At 38.7% G+C, this 18,445-nt stretch carries 29 protein-coding genes and 6 pseudogenes; 11 read left to right on the forward strand and 24 right to left on the reverse strand.

Annotation, left to right across the window (positions count from 1 at the left end):
- Positions 1-36: 36 nt before the first annotated feature.
- The 20 genes and pseudogenes from DX522_RS11315 to DX522_RS11895 all read right to left on the reverse strand — a co-directional run bounded on the left by DX522_RS11315 (position 37) and on the right by DX522_RS11895 (position 9,890).
- The gene (locus DX522_RS11315; RefSeq protein WP_262054240.1) at positions 37-1,023 is read right to left on the reverse strand and encodes a tyrosine-type recombinase/integrase; all 987 of its coding nucleotides are present in this window, start codon (positions 1,021-1,023) and stop codon (positions 37-39) included.
- 466 nt (positions 1,024-1,489) lie between these two features.
- Positions 1,490-1,672: a hypothetical protein gene (locus DX522_RS11860; RefSeq protein WP_262054241.1), complete on the reverse strand. Its 183-nt coding sequence runs from the start codon at positions 1,670-1,672 to the stop codon at positions 1,490-1,492.
- Between the two features lie 22 nt (positions 1,673-1,694).
- The gene (locus tag DX522_RS11325) at positions 1,695-1,973 is read right to left on the reverse strand and encodes a hypothetical protein (protein WP_115180816.1); all 279 of its coding nucleotides are present in this window, start codon (positions 1,971-1,973) and stop codon (positions 1,695-1,697) included.
- Between the two features lie 50 nt (positions 1,974-2,023).
- Complete coding sequence (locus DX522_RS11330; protein ID WP_262054223.1) at positions 2,024-2,284, reverse strand: KilA-N domain-containing protein; 261 nt, start codon at positions 2,282-2,284, stop codon at positions 2,024-2,026.
- Positions 2,285-2,546: 262 nt separating this feature from the next.
- Positions 2,547-2,672 (reverse strand): hypothetical protein, encoded by a 126-nt coding sequence (locus DX522_RS11865; RefSeq protein ID WP_262054224.1) that lies wholly within the window; start codon positions 2,670-2,672, stop codon positions 2,547-2,549.
- Positions 2,673-2,718: 46 nt separating this feature from the next.
- Positions 2,719-3,641 (reverse strand): annotated as a pseudogene (locus DX522_RS11335) (DNA cytosine methyltransferase).
- Entirely contained in the window at positions 3,635-3,973 is a 339-nt protein-coding gene (locus DX522_RS11340; protein WP_115180818.1) for a hypothetical protein, read from the reverse strand. The pseudogene DX522_RS11335 and the gene DX522_RS11340 overlap by 7 nt, the downstream one beginning before the upstream one ends.
- Positions 3,966-4,163: a hypothetical protein gene (locus DX522_RS11870; RefSeq protein ID WP_262054242.1), complete on the reverse strand. Its 198-nt coding sequence runs from the start codon at positions 4,161-4,163 to the stop codon at positions 3,966-3,968. Before DX522_RS11870 ends, DX522_RS11340 begins: the two co-directional genes overlap by 8 nt.
- A gap of 33 nt (positions 4,164-4,196) precedes the next feature.
- Complete coding sequence (locus DX522_RS11345; protein WP_315972053.1) at positions 4,197-4,781, reverse strand: polymer-forming cytoskeletal protein; 585 nt, start codon at positions 4,779-4,781, stop codon at positions 4,197-4,199.
- A 50-nt stretch (positions 4,782-4,831) separates the two neighbouring features.
- Positions 4,832-5,269 (reverse strand): single-stranded DNA-binding protein, encoded by a 438-nt coding sequence (locus DX522_RS11350; protein WP_115180819.1) that lies wholly within the window; start codon positions 5,267-5,269, stop codon positions 4,832-4,834.
- Between the two features lie 9 nt (positions 5,270-5,278).
- Complete coding sequence (locus DX522_RS11355) at positions 5,279-5,932, reverse strand: ERF family protein (protein ID WP_115180820.1); 654 nt, start codon at positions 5,930-5,932, stop codon at positions 5,279-5,281.
- Positions 5,933-5,942: 10 nt separating this feature from the next.
- Complete coding sequence (locus DX522_RS11875; RefSeq protein WP_315972054.1) at positions 5,943-6,296, reverse strand: siphovirus Gp157 family protein; 354 nt, start codon at positions 6,294-6,296, stop codon at positions 5,943-5,945.
- Positions 6,266-6,442 (reverse strand): siphovirus Gp157 family protein, encoded by a 177-nt coding sequence (locus tag DX522_RS11880; protein ID WP_262054244.1) that lies wholly within the window; start codon positions 6,440-6,442, stop codon positions 6,266-6,268. Before DX522_RS11880 ends, DX522_RS11875 begins: the two co-directional genes overlap by 31 nt.
- Positions 6,443-6,451: 9 nt before the next feature.
- A complete protein-coding gene (locus tag DX522_RS11885; protein WP_154685869.1) occupies positions 6,452-6,595 on the reverse strand; it encodes a hypothetical protein in 144 nt (47 codons plus the stop codon).
- 2 nt (positions 6,596-6,597) lie between these two features.
- Positions 6,598-6,951 (reverse strand): ANR family transcriptional regulator, encoded by a 354-nt coding sequence (locus tag DX522_RS11365; protein WP_115180822.1) that lies wholly within the window; start codon positions 6,949-6,951, stop codon positions 6,598-6,600.
- Positions 6,951-7,251 (reverse strand): annotated as a pseudogene (locus DX522_RS11370) (hypothetical protein). The gene DX522_RS11365 and the pseudogene DX522_RS11370 overlap by 1 nt, the downstream one beginning before the upstream one ends.
- Before the next feature lie 85 nt (positions 7,252-7,336).
- Positions 7,337-7,993, reverse strand: a complete 657-nt coding sequence (locus tag DX522_RS11375) for a P22AR C-terminal domain-containing protein (RefSeq protein ID WP_115180824.1) — start codon at positions 7,991-7,993, stop codon at positions 7,337-7,339.
- Positions 7,994-8,252: 259 nt separating this feature from the next.
- Positions 8,253-8,501 carry a hypothetical protein gene (locus DX522_RS11380; RefSeq protein WP_115180860.1) on the reverse strand — a complete coding sequence of 83 codons (249 nt, stop codon included), beginning with the start codon at positions 8,499-8,501 and terminating at the stop codon, positions 8,253-8,255.
- Positions 8,502-8,772: 271 nt separating this feature from the next.
- The gene (locus tag DX522_RS11890) at positions 8,773-9,168 is read right to left on the reverse strand and encodes a hypothetical protein (protein ID WP_262054246.1); all 396 of its coding nucleotides are present in this window, start codon (positions 9,166-9,168) and stop codon (positions 8,773-8,775) included.
- Between the two features lie 554 nt (positions 9,169-9,722).
- On the reverse strand, positions 9,723-9,890 hold the full coding sequence (locus DX522_RS11895; RefSeq protein ID WP_262054247.1) for a hypothetical protein: 168 nt from the start codon (positions 9,888-9,890) through the stop codon (positions 9,723-9,725).
- Between the two features lie 716 nt (positions 9,891-10,606).
- Between DX522_RS11895 and DX522_RS11900 the strand changes: the two genes are divergently transcribed.
- The gene (locus DX522_RS11900) at positions 10,607-10,768 is read left to right on the forward strand and encodes a hypothetical protein (protein WP_262054248.1); all 162 of its coding nucleotides are present in this window, start codon (positions 10,607-10,609) and stop codon (positions 10,766-10,768) included.
- A 73-nt stretch (positions 10,769-10,841) separates the two neighbouring features.
- Here the strand turns inward: DX522_RS11900 and DX522_RS11905 are convergent, their stop codons facing one another.
- From DX522_RS11905 to DX522_RS11400, 4 genes are all read right to left on the reverse strand, one after another.
- A complete protein-coding gene (locus tag DX522_RS11905; protein ID WP_262054249.1) occupies positions 10,842-11,342 on the reverse strand; it encodes a DNA adenine methylase in 501 nt (166 codons plus the stop codon).
- Positions 11,261-11,614, reverse strand: a complete 354-nt coding sequence (locus DX522_RS11910) for a DNA adenine methylase (protein ID WP_262054250.1) — start codon at positions 11,612-11,614, stop codon at positions 11,261-11,263. The genes DX522_RS11905 and DX522_RS11910 overlap by 82 nt, the downstream gene beginning before the upstream one ends.
- A 291-nt stretch (positions 11,615-11,905) precedes the next feature.
- Entirely contained in the window at positions 11,906-13,159 is a 1,254-nt protein-coding gene (locus DX522_RS11395) for an AAA family ATPase (RefSeq protein ID WP_262054251.1), read from the reverse strand.
- 156 nt (positions 13,160-13,315) lie between these two features.
- The gene (locus DX522_RS11400) at positions 13,316-14,011 is read right to left on the reverse strand and encodes an XRE family transcriptional regulator (protein ID WP_115180827.1); all 696 of its coding nucleotides are present in this window, start codon (positions 14,009-14,011) and stop codon (positions 13,316-13,318) included.
- Positions 14,012-14,129: 118 nt separating this feature from the next.
- On the opposite strand from DX522_RS11400, the gene DX522_RS11405 reads away from it, so the two are divergent.
- The 10 genes and pseudogenes from DX522_RS11405 to DX522_RS12000 form a co-directional block, all read left to right on the forward strand.
- A complete protein-coding gene (locus tag DX522_RS11405; protein WP_012771334.1) occupies positions 14,130-14,342 on the forward strand; it encodes a YdaS family helix-turn-helix protein in 213 nt (70 codons plus the stop codon).
- 48 nt (positions 14,343-14,390) lie between these two features.
- Complete coding sequence (locus tag DX522_RS11410; RefSeq protein ID WP_115180828.1) at positions 14,391-14,831, forward strand: YmfL family putative regulatory protein; 441 nt, start codon at positions 14,391-14,393, stop codon at positions 14,829-14,831.
- 48 nt (positions 14,832-14,879) lie between these two features.
- Positions 14,880-15,113: a helix-turn-helix domain-containing protein gene (locus DX522_RS11415; RefSeq protein WP_115180829.1), complete on the forward strand. Its 234-nt coding sequence runs from the start codon at positions 14,880-14,882 to the stop codon at positions 15,111-15,113.
- A gap of 449 nt (positions 15,114-15,562) precedes the next feature.
- The gene (locus tag DX522_RS12110; protein ID WP_115180861.1) at positions 15,563-15,676 is read left to right on the forward strand and encodes an HNH endonuclease; all 114 of its coding nucleotides are present in this window, start codon (positions 15,563-15,565) and stop codon (positions 15,674-15,676) included.
- Positions 15,666-15,830, forward strand: a complete 165-nt coding sequence (locus tag DX522_RS11920) for a hypothetical protein (protein ID WP_262054253.1) — start codon at positions 15,666-15,668, stop codon at positions 15,828-15,830. The genes DX522_RS12110 and DX522_RS11920 overlap by 11 nt, the downstream gene beginning before the upstream one ends.
- Positions 15,831-16,144: 314 nt before the next feature.
- Positions 16,145-16,470, forward strand: a pseudogene (locus DX522_RS11430) (helix-turn-helix domain-containing protein); the annotation flags it as partial.
- Positions 16,467-17,100 (forward strand): annotated as a pseudogene (locus DX522_RS11435) (replication protein P). The pseudogenes DX522_RS11430 and DX522_RS11435, both read left to right, overlap by 4 nt.
- Positions 17,081-17,609: pseudogene (locus DX522_RS11440) on the forward strand (phage N-6-adenine-methyltransferase). Before DX522_RS11435 ends, DX522_RS11440 begins: the two co-directional pseudogenes overlap by 20 nt.
- A complete protein-coding gene (locus DX522_RS11445; protein WP_115180832.1) occupies positions 17,599-17,829 on the forward strand; it encodes a hypothetical protein in 231 nt (76 codons plus the stop codon). The pseudogene DX522_RS11440 and the gene DX522_RS11445 overlap by 11 nt, the downstream one beginning before the upstream one ends.
- Positions 17,826-18,445 (forward strand): annotated as a pseudogene (locus DX522_RS12000) (N-6 DNA methylase); the annotation flags it as partial. The gene DX522_RS11445 and the pseudogene DX522_RS12000, both read left to right, overlap by 4 nt.

Below are 18,445 nucleotides of genomic sequence, written 5' to 3' on the forward strand. Positions count from 1 at the left end.
AAGTCAAGAGGAAAATTGTAAAGATTTGTAAATTTTTTAATCCAACAATTCAGCAATCTCTTCCATATTCGGGGCGTAATAGACATTTTGAAGTATTCTGATGTCTTTATGCCCCGATATTTTCGCTAACGTCATTACATCAACTTTTTTAGCTAATCTGGTTAATGCCTCTCGTCTTGTATCGTGGAAGTGTAAATTATCTCTGTTGGCCGCTTTCTTTAACTTCCTAAATGTTGCATCAAGTATATTTGATTTCACTTGAAAGCAAGTTTCACCTTGTTCTATTTCGTCTCTTAACCTTTCCAGTATTCTCACCGCATTTTTTGAAAGTGGAACGGTCCGAGAATTGCCGTTTTTCGTCATTGGTAAATAAGCTGTCTTTCTTTCTAGGTTTACATTACCCCAAGTTAATCCGCATATCTCACCAGCTCTCATCGCAGTTTCAACAGCAAATAGCACTGCCGCACCTGTGCGAGCCTTAGCAGTCTTTAAGCTCTCATTATATCCGCTAATCTTGATAATCTCGTCTATATCTTCTTGTGTAAATCTTTGAGTTCTTGGTTTGCTTGCTTGTGGCTGTTGCAATCCAGTCATAGGGGAGGTTTGGATATACCCCCAACGCTCAACGGCAACTTTGAATATATGCCCGATGGTAGATAACTCCCTGCGAACACTTTCACCTTTAACGGTTTCTAGTCGCTCTTTAATCCACAATTCTAAATCTTGGCGAGTAACATCAGATATATATTTATCTGTTATAGGATGGCGCAGAAAACGAGTTAAGCGGTTGAATTCGTGCTTTTCGCCTCGTTTCGTTGGCGTAACCTCATTCAAATAACGCTTAATCACATCAGAAAATAGCGTTTCTGGCTGCATACCTTTAGCTATTAACTCTAATTTCTTTTCTTCTTCCGCTCCCCACAAGATAGCTTCTGTCTTTGTTGAGCAGGTTTTGGATTTTCTTTTACCGTCTCGATAGACTTCTACACGCCATCTATCGCCACGTTTTCTAACTGTTGCCACTTTATTTAATCTCTAAACGTAAAAACTCGCCAAAAATTAAACCGCTTGGCGTAATTTTGGCGTAATGAACGCATAAAAATATATAAAAATACATAAAAAATGGCAATACTGGATAAGATTAAAAGAGTGGAAAAGTGATATTTAAGTATCGTAAAGTGTTGATTTTATTAATAGAAAAGCAGAAAAGAAAAATCCCCGTCCAATGAACGAGGATTATAATGTGGTGCCTAGGGTCAGTTTCTTTCTATATTGATTTCGAAAGAGATTTTTAACTTTTGGCGTAATTTTGGCGTAGTTGCTCTAAAACGGATTGAATAAAATATCCTTATTTAGAGCATTATATCATAGAAGTGGATTGTGCCAATGGTGGGAAATTTGAAAGGTTATTTGATGCGCTTGGCGTTAATTCTACACCAGCGAATAACTTCGCCAGCTATCCATCTCGGGTGTGATTTCTCTTTTAATCTCACACCTTTTGGGAAGCTCGTTGCTTAACGATAACGTTCGCAGTGTGCTGATATGGGCAGCCAACGAGAGCTGCTACATAATCAAGAGAGATTAAGTTCTGACTTTTCTCTGTGAAAGCTGATGCCGCCATAATCTTAATTGCCTCTGACATTTCTTTTTGTGTTTTATCAGGTAATTCCATTATTAAGCTCCAATAAAAACCGCTATTTGGTTGATTTGAATCTAGCTGCCTGTATCTCATTTACAGCTTTGTAAATTCTGTATCTTTGAGAAACTGGAATTTTTAATTCGGCAGGATACATTTCGAAAAATGCGTATCCATTGCCAGTCCAAAAACTTGCCATATTTCTTTTGTGAACCACGGTGAAGTGGTTTAGAAACCAATCCTGTGGATTGTTCTCTAGACTATCTATCAACTCTTTCCATGGGGAGACAGGTTTTCGTTTTAGTAATCTACAAATAAATAATGGTGTAGCGTTCATTTTTTTACTCCAATAAAAAACCGCCATAAGAGCGGTTATAACGAATTATTTTAGTTGTAGGCTATTACAAGTTCTTCGCAAGCGTAAGTGCTTGGATTTTTACCGCCACGAACCGTCTTTACTGCCGAAGTAGGAATTCCTACTTTGCTCTCAATCTCTATTTCAGAGATTAATTCTTTAGTTTGTTGGTTTGATAAAAATAAGACTGGCTTATGCTTTTGCTCACCGCCACTTGCTCTATGCAAATCTGTTAGTGAATAAAGATTGTCTAATTGACGAATTGAACTATTTAGAATTGTTAAGTTTGACATTTTTTGTACCTTTCGTTTTAGTTTAGTTAGTCGTTCGCTTAGTGGGCGGACGGGCTTCAACTACCAACGAAAGATGGCGGAGCTTATTCCCTTTCGGTGTTTTATTTAGCTCTCTCGACCCGACCATAAACGATCGATACCTAAATTTCAGGTACAAAAAAACCGCTTTTGGACGGGCGGATAACCGTCTTTCGTTTGTAGTACGGTTATCATAATCCGAAATTAAGCGGTATGTCAATGTAAATCAATTATTTTCAATATCTTATCCAATCACCCAACAAAACGCTTTCCACGCAACGCCAAAGAATAAACCTATCCAAGCTCCAGCCATCGCAATGACGAAAGCGCCAGCCAATAAATAGAATAGCCATTCTATAAATGCTTTCATTTTCCCTCCTAAAACAAAAGGCGTTCCAAGTGAGCGCCTATTGGATTTATTTGTTTAAATAATTAATCATCCTTTCCCCGATCCACTTAATAACCGGTACAGCCATACTATTGCCGATAGCTTTATAGCGCGGGCTATCCGGGCAATCTTCGGCTGGTTTATTTCGATACGCTATTTGCGTATAACCTGGCGGAAACCCCATTAACTTTTCGCACTCGCTCGGAGTAAGCCATCGTAAGCCGTTTTTTTTCGCCGACAATGACCTCGCTATCGTTAAATCTCCGTCCGCTTTTAGCTGTAAGAGTAGGGGCAATCGCCTCACTTCGCGTTTCGCAAGATACGCAATCGCATTTTTGCTCAAGTAATATCTGGGCGATACTTCGCGGTCTAGCACTTGCCACAACAAACACCCGACGGCGTCGTTGGGCAACTCCGAAGTATTGAGCATCGAGGATTCGCCACGCGATAGTGCGGGCTGAATGCACATAACCAGAGTTTGCCCATCTTGCCCCTGCCGGTTGTAATGGCTCACGTTCTTGAGCCAATCCAGCCAGAAAGTGTCCGAATGCGTTGTCCTTGGTGGATAGCAAACCCGGAACGTTTTTCCCATAACAAGACGCACGGTTGTTTTCTGTCAATAAATCTAACATAATCAATAGCTTCCAAAATATGTATGAGGGTTAGAGTAAGATTTCCGCGCTCATCATCAAGTGAGTTGCGCAAGCCAGCGACCGAAAATGCTTGGCAAGGAGTTCCGCCAACAAGCACATCCGGCGCAGGGATTTCTCTGTTTATGATTTTTAACGGTAGCATGGTCATGTCCCCATGATTTGGCACATCAGGATAATGATGAGCAAGTACCGAGCACGGAAACGGCTCAATCTCCGAAAACCAGACTGGCGACATCATACCCGACCACGCAACACTGACAGCCTCAATACCCGAACAAACCGATCCGTATGTCAGCATTTTTTATCCCCGTACAGTTTTAAATCAACCACAGGCAACACATCAACAAGCGGACGTGCCGTGTTGTAGTCTTGCGGTGCATTAAATTGACTTTTGGCCCACTCAACAAAATTATTTACGTAGTTATTAACTACCGCAGGATAGTTTGCCGATTCCGCTGTCCGGATAATGTCATTTCGCAACTCAGAACCAAACATAAGCCAACTGTATTTAGCGTCATCTAACGCCAGAGTAACAGACGACGGGTCACCACTATTCATACGCACATAAAAATAACACCCAAAAATATCGGAAAATCTTGAGTAGGGGATATTGATATTAATTTCATTCATCTTTAACACCTAAGATTCGACTTTTCGCCACTTCAATTAGCAATTTGTATTCATTTTTTGTTTTATCATCATGAACCTTGGCTGATTTTGCTAAAAACTCATCAACCGTACCAGTAAAACAGCCACGCGTTACAATTAGTCCGTCTTTGCCGTTAAACACGGTTAGTGTGCCGTTTTTCCGAACCGACATTAGTTGCCCCAAAAATCATTTTACGCTCGGAAATTACCGCATAAGATCTAACCGAGCGTTACCGGACACCCAAGCGTCACCGTACACCCGAGCGTCACCGGACACCCAAGCGTCACCGTACACCCGAGCGTCACCGTACACCCGAGCGTTACCGGACACCCAAGCGTCACCGTACACCCGAGCGTCACCGGACACCCAAGCGTCACCGTACACCCGAGCGTCACCGTACACCCAAGCGTTACCGGACACCCAAGCGTCACCGTACACCCGAGCGTCACCGGACACCCAAGCGTCACCGTACACCCGAGCGTCACCGTACACCCGAGCGTCACCGTACACCCAAGCGTCACCGTACACCCAAGCGTTACCGGACACCCAAGCGTTACCGGACACCCGAGCGTCACCGTACACCCAAGCGTTACCGGACACCCAAGCGTTACCTGATAATGACTGATCTAAATTTTTTTCTGACTCAACAAACCCACCAAGTTGTCCCGCCACTACTACGCCAAACGAAACTAGAGCTCTAATTCGGTATAGCTTTTTACCACTCCAATGCACAACAAATTCATCGGTTAGCTCGTATTTCTTTTGTTGTTCTTTCATTTTTAACCTCATTAATTTGGATAATAAAAAAGCCACTATTTGTTAGTGGCTAGTGATGTAATTCAGAATGGAATATTGTCGTCAAAGCTATCATCTTGTTCAGCCATGGCGCTCAATGGATCGATTTTTTCTTTACCTTTGGTTGGCTGTTGCATCTCATTTCTTGCTTTACTGTCTAGCATTTCAAACGATTGTGTTGCTACTTTAAGTGCGGTGCGGTTATTGCCGTTTTGGTCTTGCCAGCTTTCCTGTGCCAGTTTTCCTGTTACACAGATTTTTGAGCCTTTTTGCAGATATTGTCTTGCTACATCAGCAGAGTTGCCGTGCACCACAATGGGTATCCAATGGGTACGTTTAACTGTATTACCTTGTTTATCTCGGTAATCATCACCGATAGCAAGATTAAATGTGGCAATTTGCCCGCCATTTTGGAATTGGCGGATTTCTGGATCGCCACCTAAATGACCGATTAATATGACAGTGTTGGTATTACGAGCCATAGTTTTTCCTTACATTAAATTAAGTAAATAATCGTTATACATTAGATTGTATTCATCAACGAGATCGGGGTGTTTTTCCTTTAACCAAACGATAGACTTATCGTAAATTTTACCGCACTCCTCTTTGGTTTTTCCTTTCAGTCTATCCTTAAGTTGCTCTATAATCGATTTGCTAGTTACATTAGCTTGAGTAGAGCTCATAGCCTGCGGGGTCGATTTGTTGGAGTTGTTTGGCCGCTCGGACTTTGGGGACGATGACTGCTCACGCTTTCCCACGCTTGCCGCATCATCATCTTCTTGCGCCATAAATAACATTGCAGTTAAAGCGTAACGACGTGCATAGGTAATGGCTGCACCAACTTGCTGAGCATCGTTAGCTTGCTTAACTCCAGCCTTAACCAATGGATAACAACTCCGTAAAAACTGCCCGCTTTTATGAAATAGCGTTGTCACTAGTGTTGGCTCGTCATTTAGGACAGTAACAAGTTGCGTGATAACTAAATTATGTTCCGCGAGAATTGGGCGACAGGTATCAAGCACTTTGCTTAGTTCTGCGTATTTATAACCATAACCTTGTTTATCTTTGCTTAGATTGCCAAGCTGGCTAATCGCTTGAATAAGTTCAGGCATAAGCTCACTTAAATTTGCACTTTGCAGTTCCATTTCTCTTTCCTTATCTAATTGTCAGAACTTGACTATCAACCAATTTTGCACCAGGAATTTCTTCCCCTGCTTTTAATCGTGCTTTAATTTCGGTTTTATTTGCTGTGATTTTTACATTAACAAGGGTTTCATCGCAGTTGTTGGCGAGAAATAAATCTTCGTCTAATTGCACCGCACTTTGCTTACTTTCACAGTAAGAAATGGTAAACAAGGGACAGTTAATTTTTACTGTGCCTGTTGCTTCCATATTGTGTTTGAGATAGTTTTTAATCTGCTCAATACCGTTTTGGCGCTGCTTTTTCATTGCTTGCAAGCGTTTAATTTCAGCATCAATTACTTCAATGTCGCCTTCTGTATTTTTAATGACATAGACGACATTTTCCGCTTTTTGTCAAAATCTTGCTGCACCGCATCTAATGCTTTGGCAATATCCGCATTGTCTGCAAATTCAGGATTTTCGAGTAATTCTTTAATGTTTTCGAGTTGTTCGGTGATTTCGTAAAGTTTCATGATAATTCCTTAAAATGGTAGTGGATTGTGCTGGATATATTCAATTTCAGCTTGTAATTCTTCTGGCGTAATTCGTTCTTGCCATAACCAATTTCGAATAGCATTTAGCAATTCCGCCTTGCTTTCTAGGCGTTCACGCGGTGTTTCTTCCATTTTTAACCTCTCCCATAACAATTGGATTGCCAATATTCACAATCAGCATCTTCAGGTTCACGCCAATCTTCTTCTGGTTCATAATCTTCTTCGGTTTTTTGCTCAAATTGACTGTAATAGTCGTCTGGGCTGTCACACATTTCTGGAGGCAGGTGTCTTTTCATATATTTCCCCATTGATTTCAATCGGAAGTGATGTCTTTCGCAGAAATCAATACGGTGTTGGCAATACTCGATATTCTTTTGCACTGCGGTATGGCGTTTAGCATCAGCCCAATTCTTGGCTGCCTCAAGGTAATAACCTTTCTTTTCTGCTTTTACTGCCGATTCTGCGTAGGTTTTGTAAGTCAGTTTCATTATTTACTCCAAGTGCGGTTAATTTCGGCTTGTTTTTTGCTCGACATAACGATACATATCAGCATTTACCTGTGGCGTTAAATTCGCTTGATAGATGCCGTTTTCTTCACGCCATTGCGCTTTAGCTTTCGCTCGTGCCTCTTGTTGGATTTGTTGGCTTAGTGTGTTGTCGTGCCAGTCGGTAGGTTCATCGGCAAAACAGTATGCAATACCGCCAATTAAAAAAGCGAGGGCAAAGGCGATAACTGTTTTACAAAGAAATGGGATGGTTTCAGCGAATACATCAGTAAATTTTTCCATTTTTGTTTCCTTTTTAGTCAATTTGGTGAGTTTAGGGTGTGAAAATCCGCCACACAGTAAAGTGCGGTCGGATTTTCCGTTGTTTTTAGAAGTCGATTTTGACTGCTTTTGGATTAAAGCCTCGCAAGTGTTTTAATACACGCCAGTTTGTCATTGGGTCTATGTTAAAATCGCTTGTGATGCGGTTTAAGATTTGATTGGTAGAACGTAACACGCTTAAATATTCGTAAGCCTGTCCGTAGATTTGCCCACTCATGTTCGAGCCTAGAACGTTAAAGGCTCTCTCAATATGTTGGAATGTGCCGATGCCACGTTTGAAAGCGAACCACAACCAAGCAAGCTGTTGTAATTCATATTCGGTAAATTCAAAGGTGAATTTCTCAGGTTCTGGCAAGGCTAATTGCTGTGGTTGAAGTTGATATTTTCCTGTCTTTCTGATTGTCGGTAAAACTTCTGAAGTTACCCAACGTTTTACTTTTTTAGCTTGCTCTAATTTTGAACTCAAGACTAATGAATACATTCCACTTTCATTCACGAAGAGAACTTGAGCGCGTTTGTTTACAGTATTCACGATCTCACGTTTCGTTAGGTCGTCAAAATCTACGTGATCTTTGATCGCTTTATGTGGATTTTTATATTGTAACAATTCTGCAAGCTGAGCTGCTCTAAAAAAGATTTCGTTGTTTTCTACGATGGTTTGAATAGGTGTGTTTTCAAAATTGAAAATTGTAAGATTTGACATATTGTAATCCTTGAGTATTTGTTTAAAACAAGCCACTTTCGACAGTGGCGTCGGGAGGTTCGAAAACCCGCTCAAGGAAAGGGCTGGACTTATTTCCCGAAGGTATTGTATTAGTCGCCCTCCCGACATAGTCAGGATTACGGATATAAAAAAATCGCCTTTTGGCGATCAATTGAACTATCCGCCTTGAGTTTTAGGTTTCGACACCTTGAGCCGAATAGTAGTATAAGAATTTGGGCTTGTAAAGCGAAATTATTTTTTAATTGCTTCTGACAAAACGTGAAATAACGTCGGATAAAAACTGCTCAACACGCTGACGAATTTCACGCATTTGTTCAAGATTTAAATTCGGCAATCTTTCGATAATCTGCTGTTGCAAGCTCACTCGTTCAGATTCTTGCGTTTCGCGCACATCACCAATCAATTTATTCAACGCGGCTTCTTCGGTAAGGTTATGGCTTTTGGCGTATTGTTTAATCCATTCTTGATGTTCTTTACTGACTTTCATTTTCTGCTCCTTTAGGTATAAAAAAAGCTGTCAAATGACAGCTTGAAAGCGAGAACATCTTAATCCGAAGTATAAGCGGTGTCAAATAAAAAGCGCTGAGAATTTGAGGGAGTAGGTTATTCATCATCAATTAATTCTTTTGTTTTCTTTGGAATGTCATTCACCTCTCCTTTAATACCATCAACAGCTTTATCCAGGCGTTTTCCTACGCCATCGATAATCGTTTCAAGTGGTGTGCTTTTTAAATCTTTGTCAAAGACTTTGGTTGGATTTATCCCAAATTATCCACGGCAATTTGCAGAAGTTGCTGATGTAATTTAGGGTCTTGTTCTTGTACTTGTTTCTTATAACCTTCAAATGCCATTGCTGAGGAATATTTGTAGTTATAATCCTCCCTTAATCTAAAGAGATAAGCCCGTTCTTTAGCCTTTAACCAGGCGATGACAAGTAACGGGATTGTCACAATAGACTTAGCAAGAAATTGTAAAATATTAAGACTGTCTGTTGCACTCAGGCTTGTTGAATAATTGATAAATGAAATAACAGATGTTGCAACAAGTGAGCCAAGCAAAATTTTATCTACAGCTTTCATTTTACTATCGATATTTTCAGATTGAGTTTTAAACGAACCTGCCATGCTTGCTCGGTTGGCGTCTTCAATAATCATTTCAATCTCCTCTTTTTGTTTATTGAATAATTTAATCATACCTTCAATATCTTCATGATATTTTTCGATTTTGGGTTTATTGGTTTCCGCCGTGGTTGCTAATGTCGTGATTTTAGTAAGATTATTTTGTGCGGTGCTTGCATAGGTCGAAATATTGTTACTTAATGTGTCTGACTGTTCGTGCCACTGGGAAATTTCAGTTATTTGTTCTTGTGCATCGTTATAAGATTTTTTTAGTGTAATCAGAGAGTTTTTTTAAATTTTCAAACTCCTTTTTATTCTCTACTAACTGTTCTTCAAGTTAGATATGTTCTTCTAAATTCAATTTTGCTTTGGATATATCAGCAGCAATAGCATTGAGTTCTTCTTCTGTTCTTAATTCACCTTTAACTTCAATTAAATATAATTCCTTGATTGTCATTCTTAGTTTGATTAGAGATAAAATAAATGAATTTACATCATATTCATCCCATTTATTACTCGTTCTTTTTTTATTAAGGATGCGAATTATTTTTTTAATTAATTGAAGAGAAATATATTTTGCATAGGAAATTTCAAGGGTTTTTCCCGATTTTTTCTATTTTCTCTATTAGGGGGTAAAGTTGCTCTATTTCTTTGATAATTTCGGGTGATTTTATTTCTCCCATCCACTCATAGTCTTTGTTGATTTTTGTATTAATTAAGTTTTTCAACTCAGTCAGTCTTGCTTTAACGGTTTTCATAGCATTCCCTTTATATATTAAAAAATACTTTGATTGTAAGGTAATTTTTCGGGATAAAAAAGCCCTCGTTTTACGGAGGGCAAACCTAAGGAACCAATTTTATAGGTTGCATAAGTTTTAAGCACTCATGCTCGGCTAACCTCATTTGTTTTATGTTTGCCATTTCAAAGCACACTTCTCTCTATCATTCGCAACGGTTTCACGTGCCGTTGTGTCTCTGTACTTCAAATGTGCTTTGAGATATTTCCCCACTGCGACTAGACTTTCTGTAACTGTCAGTTTTTCACTGGTCTCATCTTTCAGTGGGTATTCCGTTTACTCTCATTATGTAGGGTAGGGCTTTTAATCTACACGACCGCATAATGCCGTTATGAGTAAACTTCTTGTAATCTGATTTTTAAAGAGCGGCGAGATCTTTGTTTATGTGTATCTCGTTTTGATGGGTGTATGATATAAGATATCTTATACATTGTAAAGTGATTTCTTATAGGATTTTATATAAAAATATAAATATTCTTATATTTGATTGATTTTTAAAGAAATAAATTTTCAAGAAATGCATTTGATCGCTTATTTTTTAACCAGTCATAAAGTAAAGTTTGTATTTTGAAGTGTATTTTTGTGATTTTTGCGATGCAGATCGCAAGTTTTGGTGGCGATAATTGGTTTAAATTACGGTTGGTTTATTATGACCCTGCCGATAAGGAGGGCGAATTATGAAAAAAGAGTTTAAAAAATGGCTAATCTCGCTGAATTGTGAAGGGATTAATAGCTTGGGGATTAATGAGATAGTGTCGCGCGTAGATGAAGAGTTGAGGATTGTACGCGCTAATGAGCAGGAGAGGATTGTGCCTAGAGGAGTTGATTGCGGAGTTTAAATGTTAATAAAAAACCGCCACTAGGGCGGTCATAAGATAAGATTATCACTGTAAATAACAATTTCAGTCGCTTTCATCTTTTTATAGCTGAGTAATTCAGCGCGTATTCACTTTGGCGGTATTGCTGGTAAATTTCTCTAATGTTTGGGTGATTATCATAAGAGACAACCCAATGCATTTTTACCTTGTCCAACTTTTCTTGAATAGCAACGTGGTCCTTATGTTGGTAATAGTTACGATAAAGCCCTTGCCCTTTTTCATAGTATGGTGGATCTAGATAAATTAGTGAGTTAGCAGGAATGTTATCATCAAGCGTAGAAAGCCATTCCTCAGTATCAAAGTTTGTAACGTGAATTTTGTTGGCCATACTACCAATTCTTTCTATTCGCGGAATTAAATCCGCTTTATTAAAACGGCAATCTAGTTTGTAATTGCCAGTTTGATTTAGTCCACAATAACACCTGCTTTCAAAATACCGAGCGGTTGGTGCGATTAAGAAAGGAATGCTGCAAAACCATACTCTAAAGGAGAGATATTTTCTTTCTCTTTGAGTATGTTTTTTTGTTTGTGCCACTCTTCAATGGTTACTTTGGTATCATTGGCCAAGCGGATAAAATCTTCGGTTTGCTCGGTAATAGACTTCCAGAAATAGTAGATGGCTAAGTCTAAATCATTGATGTGAATATCGGTACAATAGCCACTAAAGAGTAAATCCAAGGCAACACCCGCCCCACCAGCGTAGGGTTCTACATAGTGTCCATGAAGATTATTTTTTTCAATAATCTGTTTAATTACTGGGGCAAATTTAGCTTTGCCTCCTGGGTAGCGTAGGGGGGTATGTAACATTTTTTCTTACTAATGATTTTAGTATTGAGATATTCTATACTAAAATTAAAGGCGTGGCCAGCGAGATGTATTGATGCCATAATAATCAGCGAGCTTATAGAAAAAGAATATTTACATCTTTAATAAACGCTTTCATCTCCCTCTCCTCCCAATGGCGAAGAAGCCAATCTTTCATCACTATTGTAAAAAAAGCAGCGATAATTCTGGTCATTAAACAATGCTTTAGCTTGCTCCCTGTTATAGGCAGAAGCTAAAGCTGATGATTTGGGGTAAATATTATCTCTAGCCCATTCAAAAAGAGTATCCTTCTTGCTGAATATATTCATTACACCAAAACTCGTTATAAATTTCTTTAGAAAGCAACTCACTCAAATGTTGGAATATGAGCTTTTCTGGACTGACTTGTCCAGGTAAACTAATAATATTATGTTTTAATTCGTGAGTTCTGCTATCGCCATCTAAAATACAAATAGCTTTTAGTGTATTTGCTGTGAGAACTTCGTCTTTAAATAAGGTTTTTAGATTTTCACAACCAGAATTCATCTGAACTAAATGGAAATAATGTCGAATAGATGCGAATTGTTGATCTTTTTCGCTTAATATATCAAAGATAAGATTGATCATCACCCTTGCTTCATTATCTTCTGAAAATATAGGAAGTTTCTTATCTTTATATAAATTCTGTCTCGTTTCACTATTTAAATGCATTTCGATTTTAAAAATATCAGGGTTTGGCATTATAGAAACTGAATGATTGGCAGATTTCATTAAATAAGTAATGTTATCTTTAGCTTTTAATGCTTTATCAATCAAATATAGACTATGTGTTGTAAATATAATCTGTATATTAAAATTTCTTGAAAATTCTCTTAATAGATTTAACAATTTAAATTGTAATGATGGGTGTAGTCCAGCATCCATTTCATCTATAAGTAGTACACTTGGTTTCTTTTCCGTAACAGATGAATAATATTTGGCAGAGTATAAAGCGTTTAATATAACAAATAAATTATCTTCACCTGCGGAGATTGTGTTCGAATCAATTCCTTCTAGATCTGTTTCAAATTCCCCGCGTCTTTTTAACCCTGTAATCTCGTGTGTTGAAATATTTTTTATTGGAATACCCGTTAATTCCTTATATTTTTGGATTATCTCATTTTGATAATCCTCTGGAAGTATTTTTCGAATATTAGCATAAACATCAATTAACTCACCGATAGGAATTAAGCGAGTAAGTCCTAGATAGATTACCGGTGCTTCAGGTAATGATTCTCCAGGTGTAGCATATTTAGGCTTAAGTGAGTATCGAGATGTACTTCTTGCATTATGTCGTCTAAAGCCTAAAGCATAACCATTATTATATTGAACCCTATAGAGTTCACCTTGTTGCCCTGGAGCAGGATCGTTGTATCTATTATCGCCTTTTGTTAGGTTATTTATTTTAGGATTTATTGATTGATTTATTCTGGTAATAATGGATAAACATTCTCTTAGCTCTTCAGAGTCTGAGGTTACGCCTTGAAATGAATTGCTAATAATATGCAATATAGAACTTTTACAAGTTCCATTTGTACCAGAAATAAGATTTATTCCTGGTTTTAAATTCCAATCTTATATTTTTTAGCTTTCTATAATGCGTGATATTAAGTTCATTAATCATAGATGTCCTTATATTTTTACAATAACTCCTATGCTCCACCGCTACAACAACACCGAGTACCAAAACACCTTACCAATTACAGATACTTCGTTGAGATCGGCTATCTCGTCGTCGTACTCGTCAGTGTTATAGCTACGGATTTTTATTTGATTGTTTGGCATGTTGTAGAGCAGTTTGATCCGCAATAGCCCGCCGTGATTAATGGCGTAAATGCTGCCATCGCGAATAGTCTTATTGCCGGTATCGATACCGACGGTCGCGCCGTTTGGAATAACTGGCTCCATTGAATTGCCGTCTGCTACCACGCATACCGCATTTTCATACTGTACGCCTTGCCGTCTTAATGTGGCGCGTGAAAAGCGTAGTTTGAAGTTGTTGTAATCCATAATGTCATCAGCAAAACCATTTCCAGCGGCTAAGCGGATTTCTTGGAAAAGCGGAACTTCTACCTCGTCATCGTTTAATGGCGTATTACGATCCCACAAATCAAATGAACCTGTTTCGGCTACGTTTGATTCTATTTGAGTTTGTGCCATTTCTCCTGTGCCATTCAAGAGCCATTCCGGCGAAATTTTTAAAGCCTTGGCTATTTGCAACCCATTTCTAGGGCTTTTTGTAACTCCGTTCAAAATATTACTGATCGTTACTTGTGATGTCCCAGCTAATGCGGCTAATTCAACTTGGTTTTTACCCATTTTGTCCATTGCAAACTGCAATCTTTCAGCAAGTGTATTCATAAAACTCTCCTTAATCTCCCAATCCTATAAATAAACTTATATAAAATCAAATAAGAAATCCTTTACAATGTATAATGTATCTTATATTATGTATAAGAATTTTAATTAAAGGTGGACTATGAAGAACGAGGCAATCGAAAAAGCAATTTCAATTTGCGGTTCTCAGGTAAAGCTAAGTCAAGAATGCGGAGTTTCTCAGGTTTCCGTCAGCTTTTGGCTTAATGGTGGCGGTATTAACGCTAAGTATATCCCGCGAATCGTTAAGGCTACAAAAGGCAAGGTTACTGAAAAGCAGATTTTACATTCCTTAGCAAATTTAACTGACAACTAATTTACTCATATTGGCGCAAAAGAAAACCATAAAAAAGGACGGGAAATTATGACAATGAAAAAAACCATTATAGAGATGATCGAGAAAGTGCCAGGTGGCAAAAGTGCGGTGGCGGGATTTCTCGGATTTTCAGAGGCGGAATTAAACAATCGCCTATATCAAACAAAAGGCCAACGATTCAAAAACGAAGAACTGATCGCACTTCAGCTTGAGTATGGATGCACTGATTTTATCGATGAATTATGCCGTTTAGCAGGTGGTCGTTTTGTACCAGATGTAGCAGAGGATGAATTAGACAAGGTTGAGCTTGCCAATTTACAACTGCACGAGCTTTCCGCTCGAGGCTTGTTATTTGCTGTATTAGAAACAGCGTTAGAAGACGGTGAAATCACTTCGAAAGAAGAAGACAAAATCCTTCAAGCATTGAGTAAACATTTGGCTGCAACACAACATTCGATTGAATGTGCGATTGTGTTACACAAGAAATAAAAAAGCCACGGCGGACACCGAGGCAATTTCAGTATAGGAATTATTTCTATGGAAAATATTAATCCAAACGAAAAAACAAGTCAAACACAATCAGCACAGATTTTAAAAGCACTCAAAAACGGCGAGAGATTAACGCATTTAGACGCAGAAAAGCGCTTTAACTGCTTACGTCTTGGCGCTCGTATCTACGACCTTAAAAAACGTGGTCACAACATCATCAGCAAAATGATTACCGTGCCAAGCGGAAAACGTGTTGCTCAGTATTGGTTGGAGGCGGCATGAATAACGCTTTCATATTCCCAAATTTCGTTGTGGATGAACACTTGCGCGCTTGAGCGAAGAGGAATTAAAAGCGCTTGTAGTTTGTTACAGATTTAACACCCATCCAACAAATGAAAATTTATCAAATTTTGGATTAAGTTCAGATGTCTTGGATGACGCTTTAGAAAAGGTTGGAATTATAACGGAAGCTAAAGCAAAGTCATTAATCAAAGAAATGGCGAACGAATATGCCGACGCCATAGAAACCCTTTGGAATTGGGGTGACGGGAAAGGCGGCGGCTTGTTGGACATGATCGCTGAAGAATTAGGGTTGGTTACAGATCGAGTAAATTCACAGAAAAAAGAGGTTGGATATAAGAAAAAGACTATTTCTCATAGCTTAAGAAAGCGCGTATTCGAACGGGATAAATACCGTTGCGTATCTTGCGGAACTCACCTTGACTTAACTTGTGATCACATTTACCCGGAATCAAAAGCGGAGAAACAACGCTGGAAATCTTCAAACAATGTGCCGTTCCTGCAATTCAAGAAAGGGAACTAAGGTGGTAGAAAATGCGCTTTAGCACTTACATAAACAATCAAAAAAGCCTTGAATGGGGCTTAAATGCTAATCAAGCAGCTTTGTTTGATTTGCTTAATCAAGCTTCGTCTTGGGCGGAAGAAGTTGTTGTAGATGGTGTAGTTTATTACTGGGTATCTCGTAACAAAAGTCATTGAAGAACTACCGTTATTTTATAAGACCGGAGACACTGTTTACCGTCATTTTTCGAGCTTAACGAGAAAGGATTAATTGTTTACTTAAAACAGGGTAAGCATGGTGATAAAGATCTAATTAGACTGACTGAAAAAGGGAAATCTTGGAATGAGTTTAAGCCTGAACAAATCCGAGACAAACTCGGAAATAAATCCGAATAAACAACCCGAACTCGGAAATAAATCCGAGATAACTCGGAAACAGATCCGAGATAACTCGGAAATAAATCGACAAATAATAATACTAATTATAAAAATACTACTGATCATAATAATAAAAAACTACGCAAAAAAAATCGCTTGCCTTGCTTGCTGAATTTGGAATCGTCGGTCAGCTTGCCGAAGATTTTATTGCGCACCGCAAAGCCAAAAAGGCGTAATTAATCAAACACAGCTAAACCGTCTGCAAAAACAAGCGGACAAAGCGGGAATTTCGATTTGTGAAGCGGTGGAGATTTGCATCGAACGCAACTGGCAGGGATTTAACGCATCGTGGGATTGGCGTGATGAGAAACTGCGAACATCCCAAGCGCAAAAAAATGAGTTTGAAGAAAAAAACGCGTTGCCATGGAATCGTCCTGAAGACTGGGAGAATGTACTGTGAACCAATTAACTAATCAATCATTGCATCAAGGCGTATCACCACAAGCGGAGAAATTTATTGATACGTTGTTCGACCAGCTTTGCGCAAGTTGTCCTCAATTGCTTAATCTTACCCAGAGCGATTGCAGGTAGTAAAACGCCAGTGGATTTTAGGCTTTGCTGAAAATGGAATTACAAAAATAAACACAAGTCAAACGAGGTATGGCGGAAATGCGTGCTAAGCCAAATGGTTATTTACCAAGTGTAGGCGAATTTATTCAAGCATGCAAAGTTTCAAGACTATCACGCACTGGGTTTACCGAACGAAGCAGAATTATACCAACGTTATAAAACTTTCTTAGGCTATGCCGATTCAATCGGGATGAATTTCAATATCGTTCAAAAGTGGAATTTTGGTTGCTTAAAAATCTGTACGAAAAGTGCAAGAAAAAATCGGAAGAGGACACGTTGAAACTATTCCAAAATTACTCACAGAAGCTGCAGAAAAAGTGCGGTCGAATTTTCCTTTGAGGAAATTCCGAAGATGATTCCAGTAAAAACAAGTTTTTACGATAAAGCGAAGGCTGATAAGGCGCGCGATAGCTTGATGGCAATGATGAAAGGGCATTGCAATGACAGAACAACAATTTGATAAAGATACATGGCAAACGCCTAAATATGTATTTAATTGGCTGAATAAACGATTTGATTTTGAAGTTGACGGTTGCGCAAATGAGCACAATTCTCTTTGTTTAAGTTGGATTGGAGAGAATAGTCCGCTTGGTAGTGATTTTCTAGACACTAAAACACCTTATCCTTACAAGCATCTGCATTTCTATGTCAATCCGCCTTATTCAGATGTTACACAATTTTTTAAAAGCAGCAAACGAACTTAGAAATATAGGGCATACAGTTGTTATGTTGCTCAATAACGATAAATCAACGCAGTGGTATCAAAACCATATTCACAACGTTGCAAATGAAGTGATTGATATTACAGGTGGTCGAATTGCATTTATCAACCCTGTAACAGGAAAAGAAATCAAAGGGAATAGCAAAGGGCAAATGGTCGTAGTCTTTGATCCAACAATGGAAGATTTTGTGATGCGTTCAGTAAGTCTTGATTTTGTCAAGAAAGTAGGTGGTTACGATGGGAAGTAATTACAAATGCCCTAAATGTGGCGCACCTCTTGAGGATTTATGGGATGGCGAACCGGTAAGTGCTTTTGTTGGCGAATGGTCAGAAGATAGATTCCGCTGCAATGGTCATGCAATCCACCCACTGCCATTTCCGATAGCAAACGAAAATTGCGCTATGAATCGCACCAAGTCATGCGGTTATTTTGGGTTAGAAGATTTAGGTGTGGAGTACAAAGAATGAGTTTTGAAGAGCATAACAATCGAAAGAAAGCGAATAAGTTCGCTGAGTACATCACGGGGGAATCTCTTCGCCGATATTTTGGCTGGGAAAGTTGAGAAGTACTTAGGTAAAAATCCAAGTGTTTTTTGATGGTGCAGCAGGCAGTGGACAGCTTGAGCAATTTATTCAACCAAGTAAGTTTATTGCAGTAGAAATTCAAGCGGAATCATGCGCGGCATTAGCCAATAATTATCCAGATGCTGAAATTCATAATACGAGTTTTTTCTTGTATCAAAGTGAGCCAAAAAGTGATTGTGTTGTAATGAACCCGCCATTCTCACTTAAATTTAAAGAACTTGCCGAAGAAGAAAAGGCCGCTATTCAAGCAGATTTTCCGTGGAAAAAATCAGGTGTACTTGATGATGTTTTTATGCTGAAAGGATTAGCCAATGCGCATCGTTTTGGGTTTTTCATTATGTTTCCCGGTATTGCCTATCGAAACACCGAAAAAAACACTCCGTGAAGTTATTGGGAATCAATTAGTCGAGTTGAATTTGATTCAAAACGCCTTTGAAGATACGCCAATTCAGTGCTTTTCTTGGGTTGATAAAACCAAGTCGAATAACAAAACATATCG

This window comes from Haemophilus parainfluenzae (genome assembly GCF_900450995.1).
Lineage (GTDB): Bacteria > Pseudomonadota > Gammaproteobacteria > Enterobacterales > Pasteurellaceae > Haemophilus_D > Haemophilus_D parainfluenzae_O.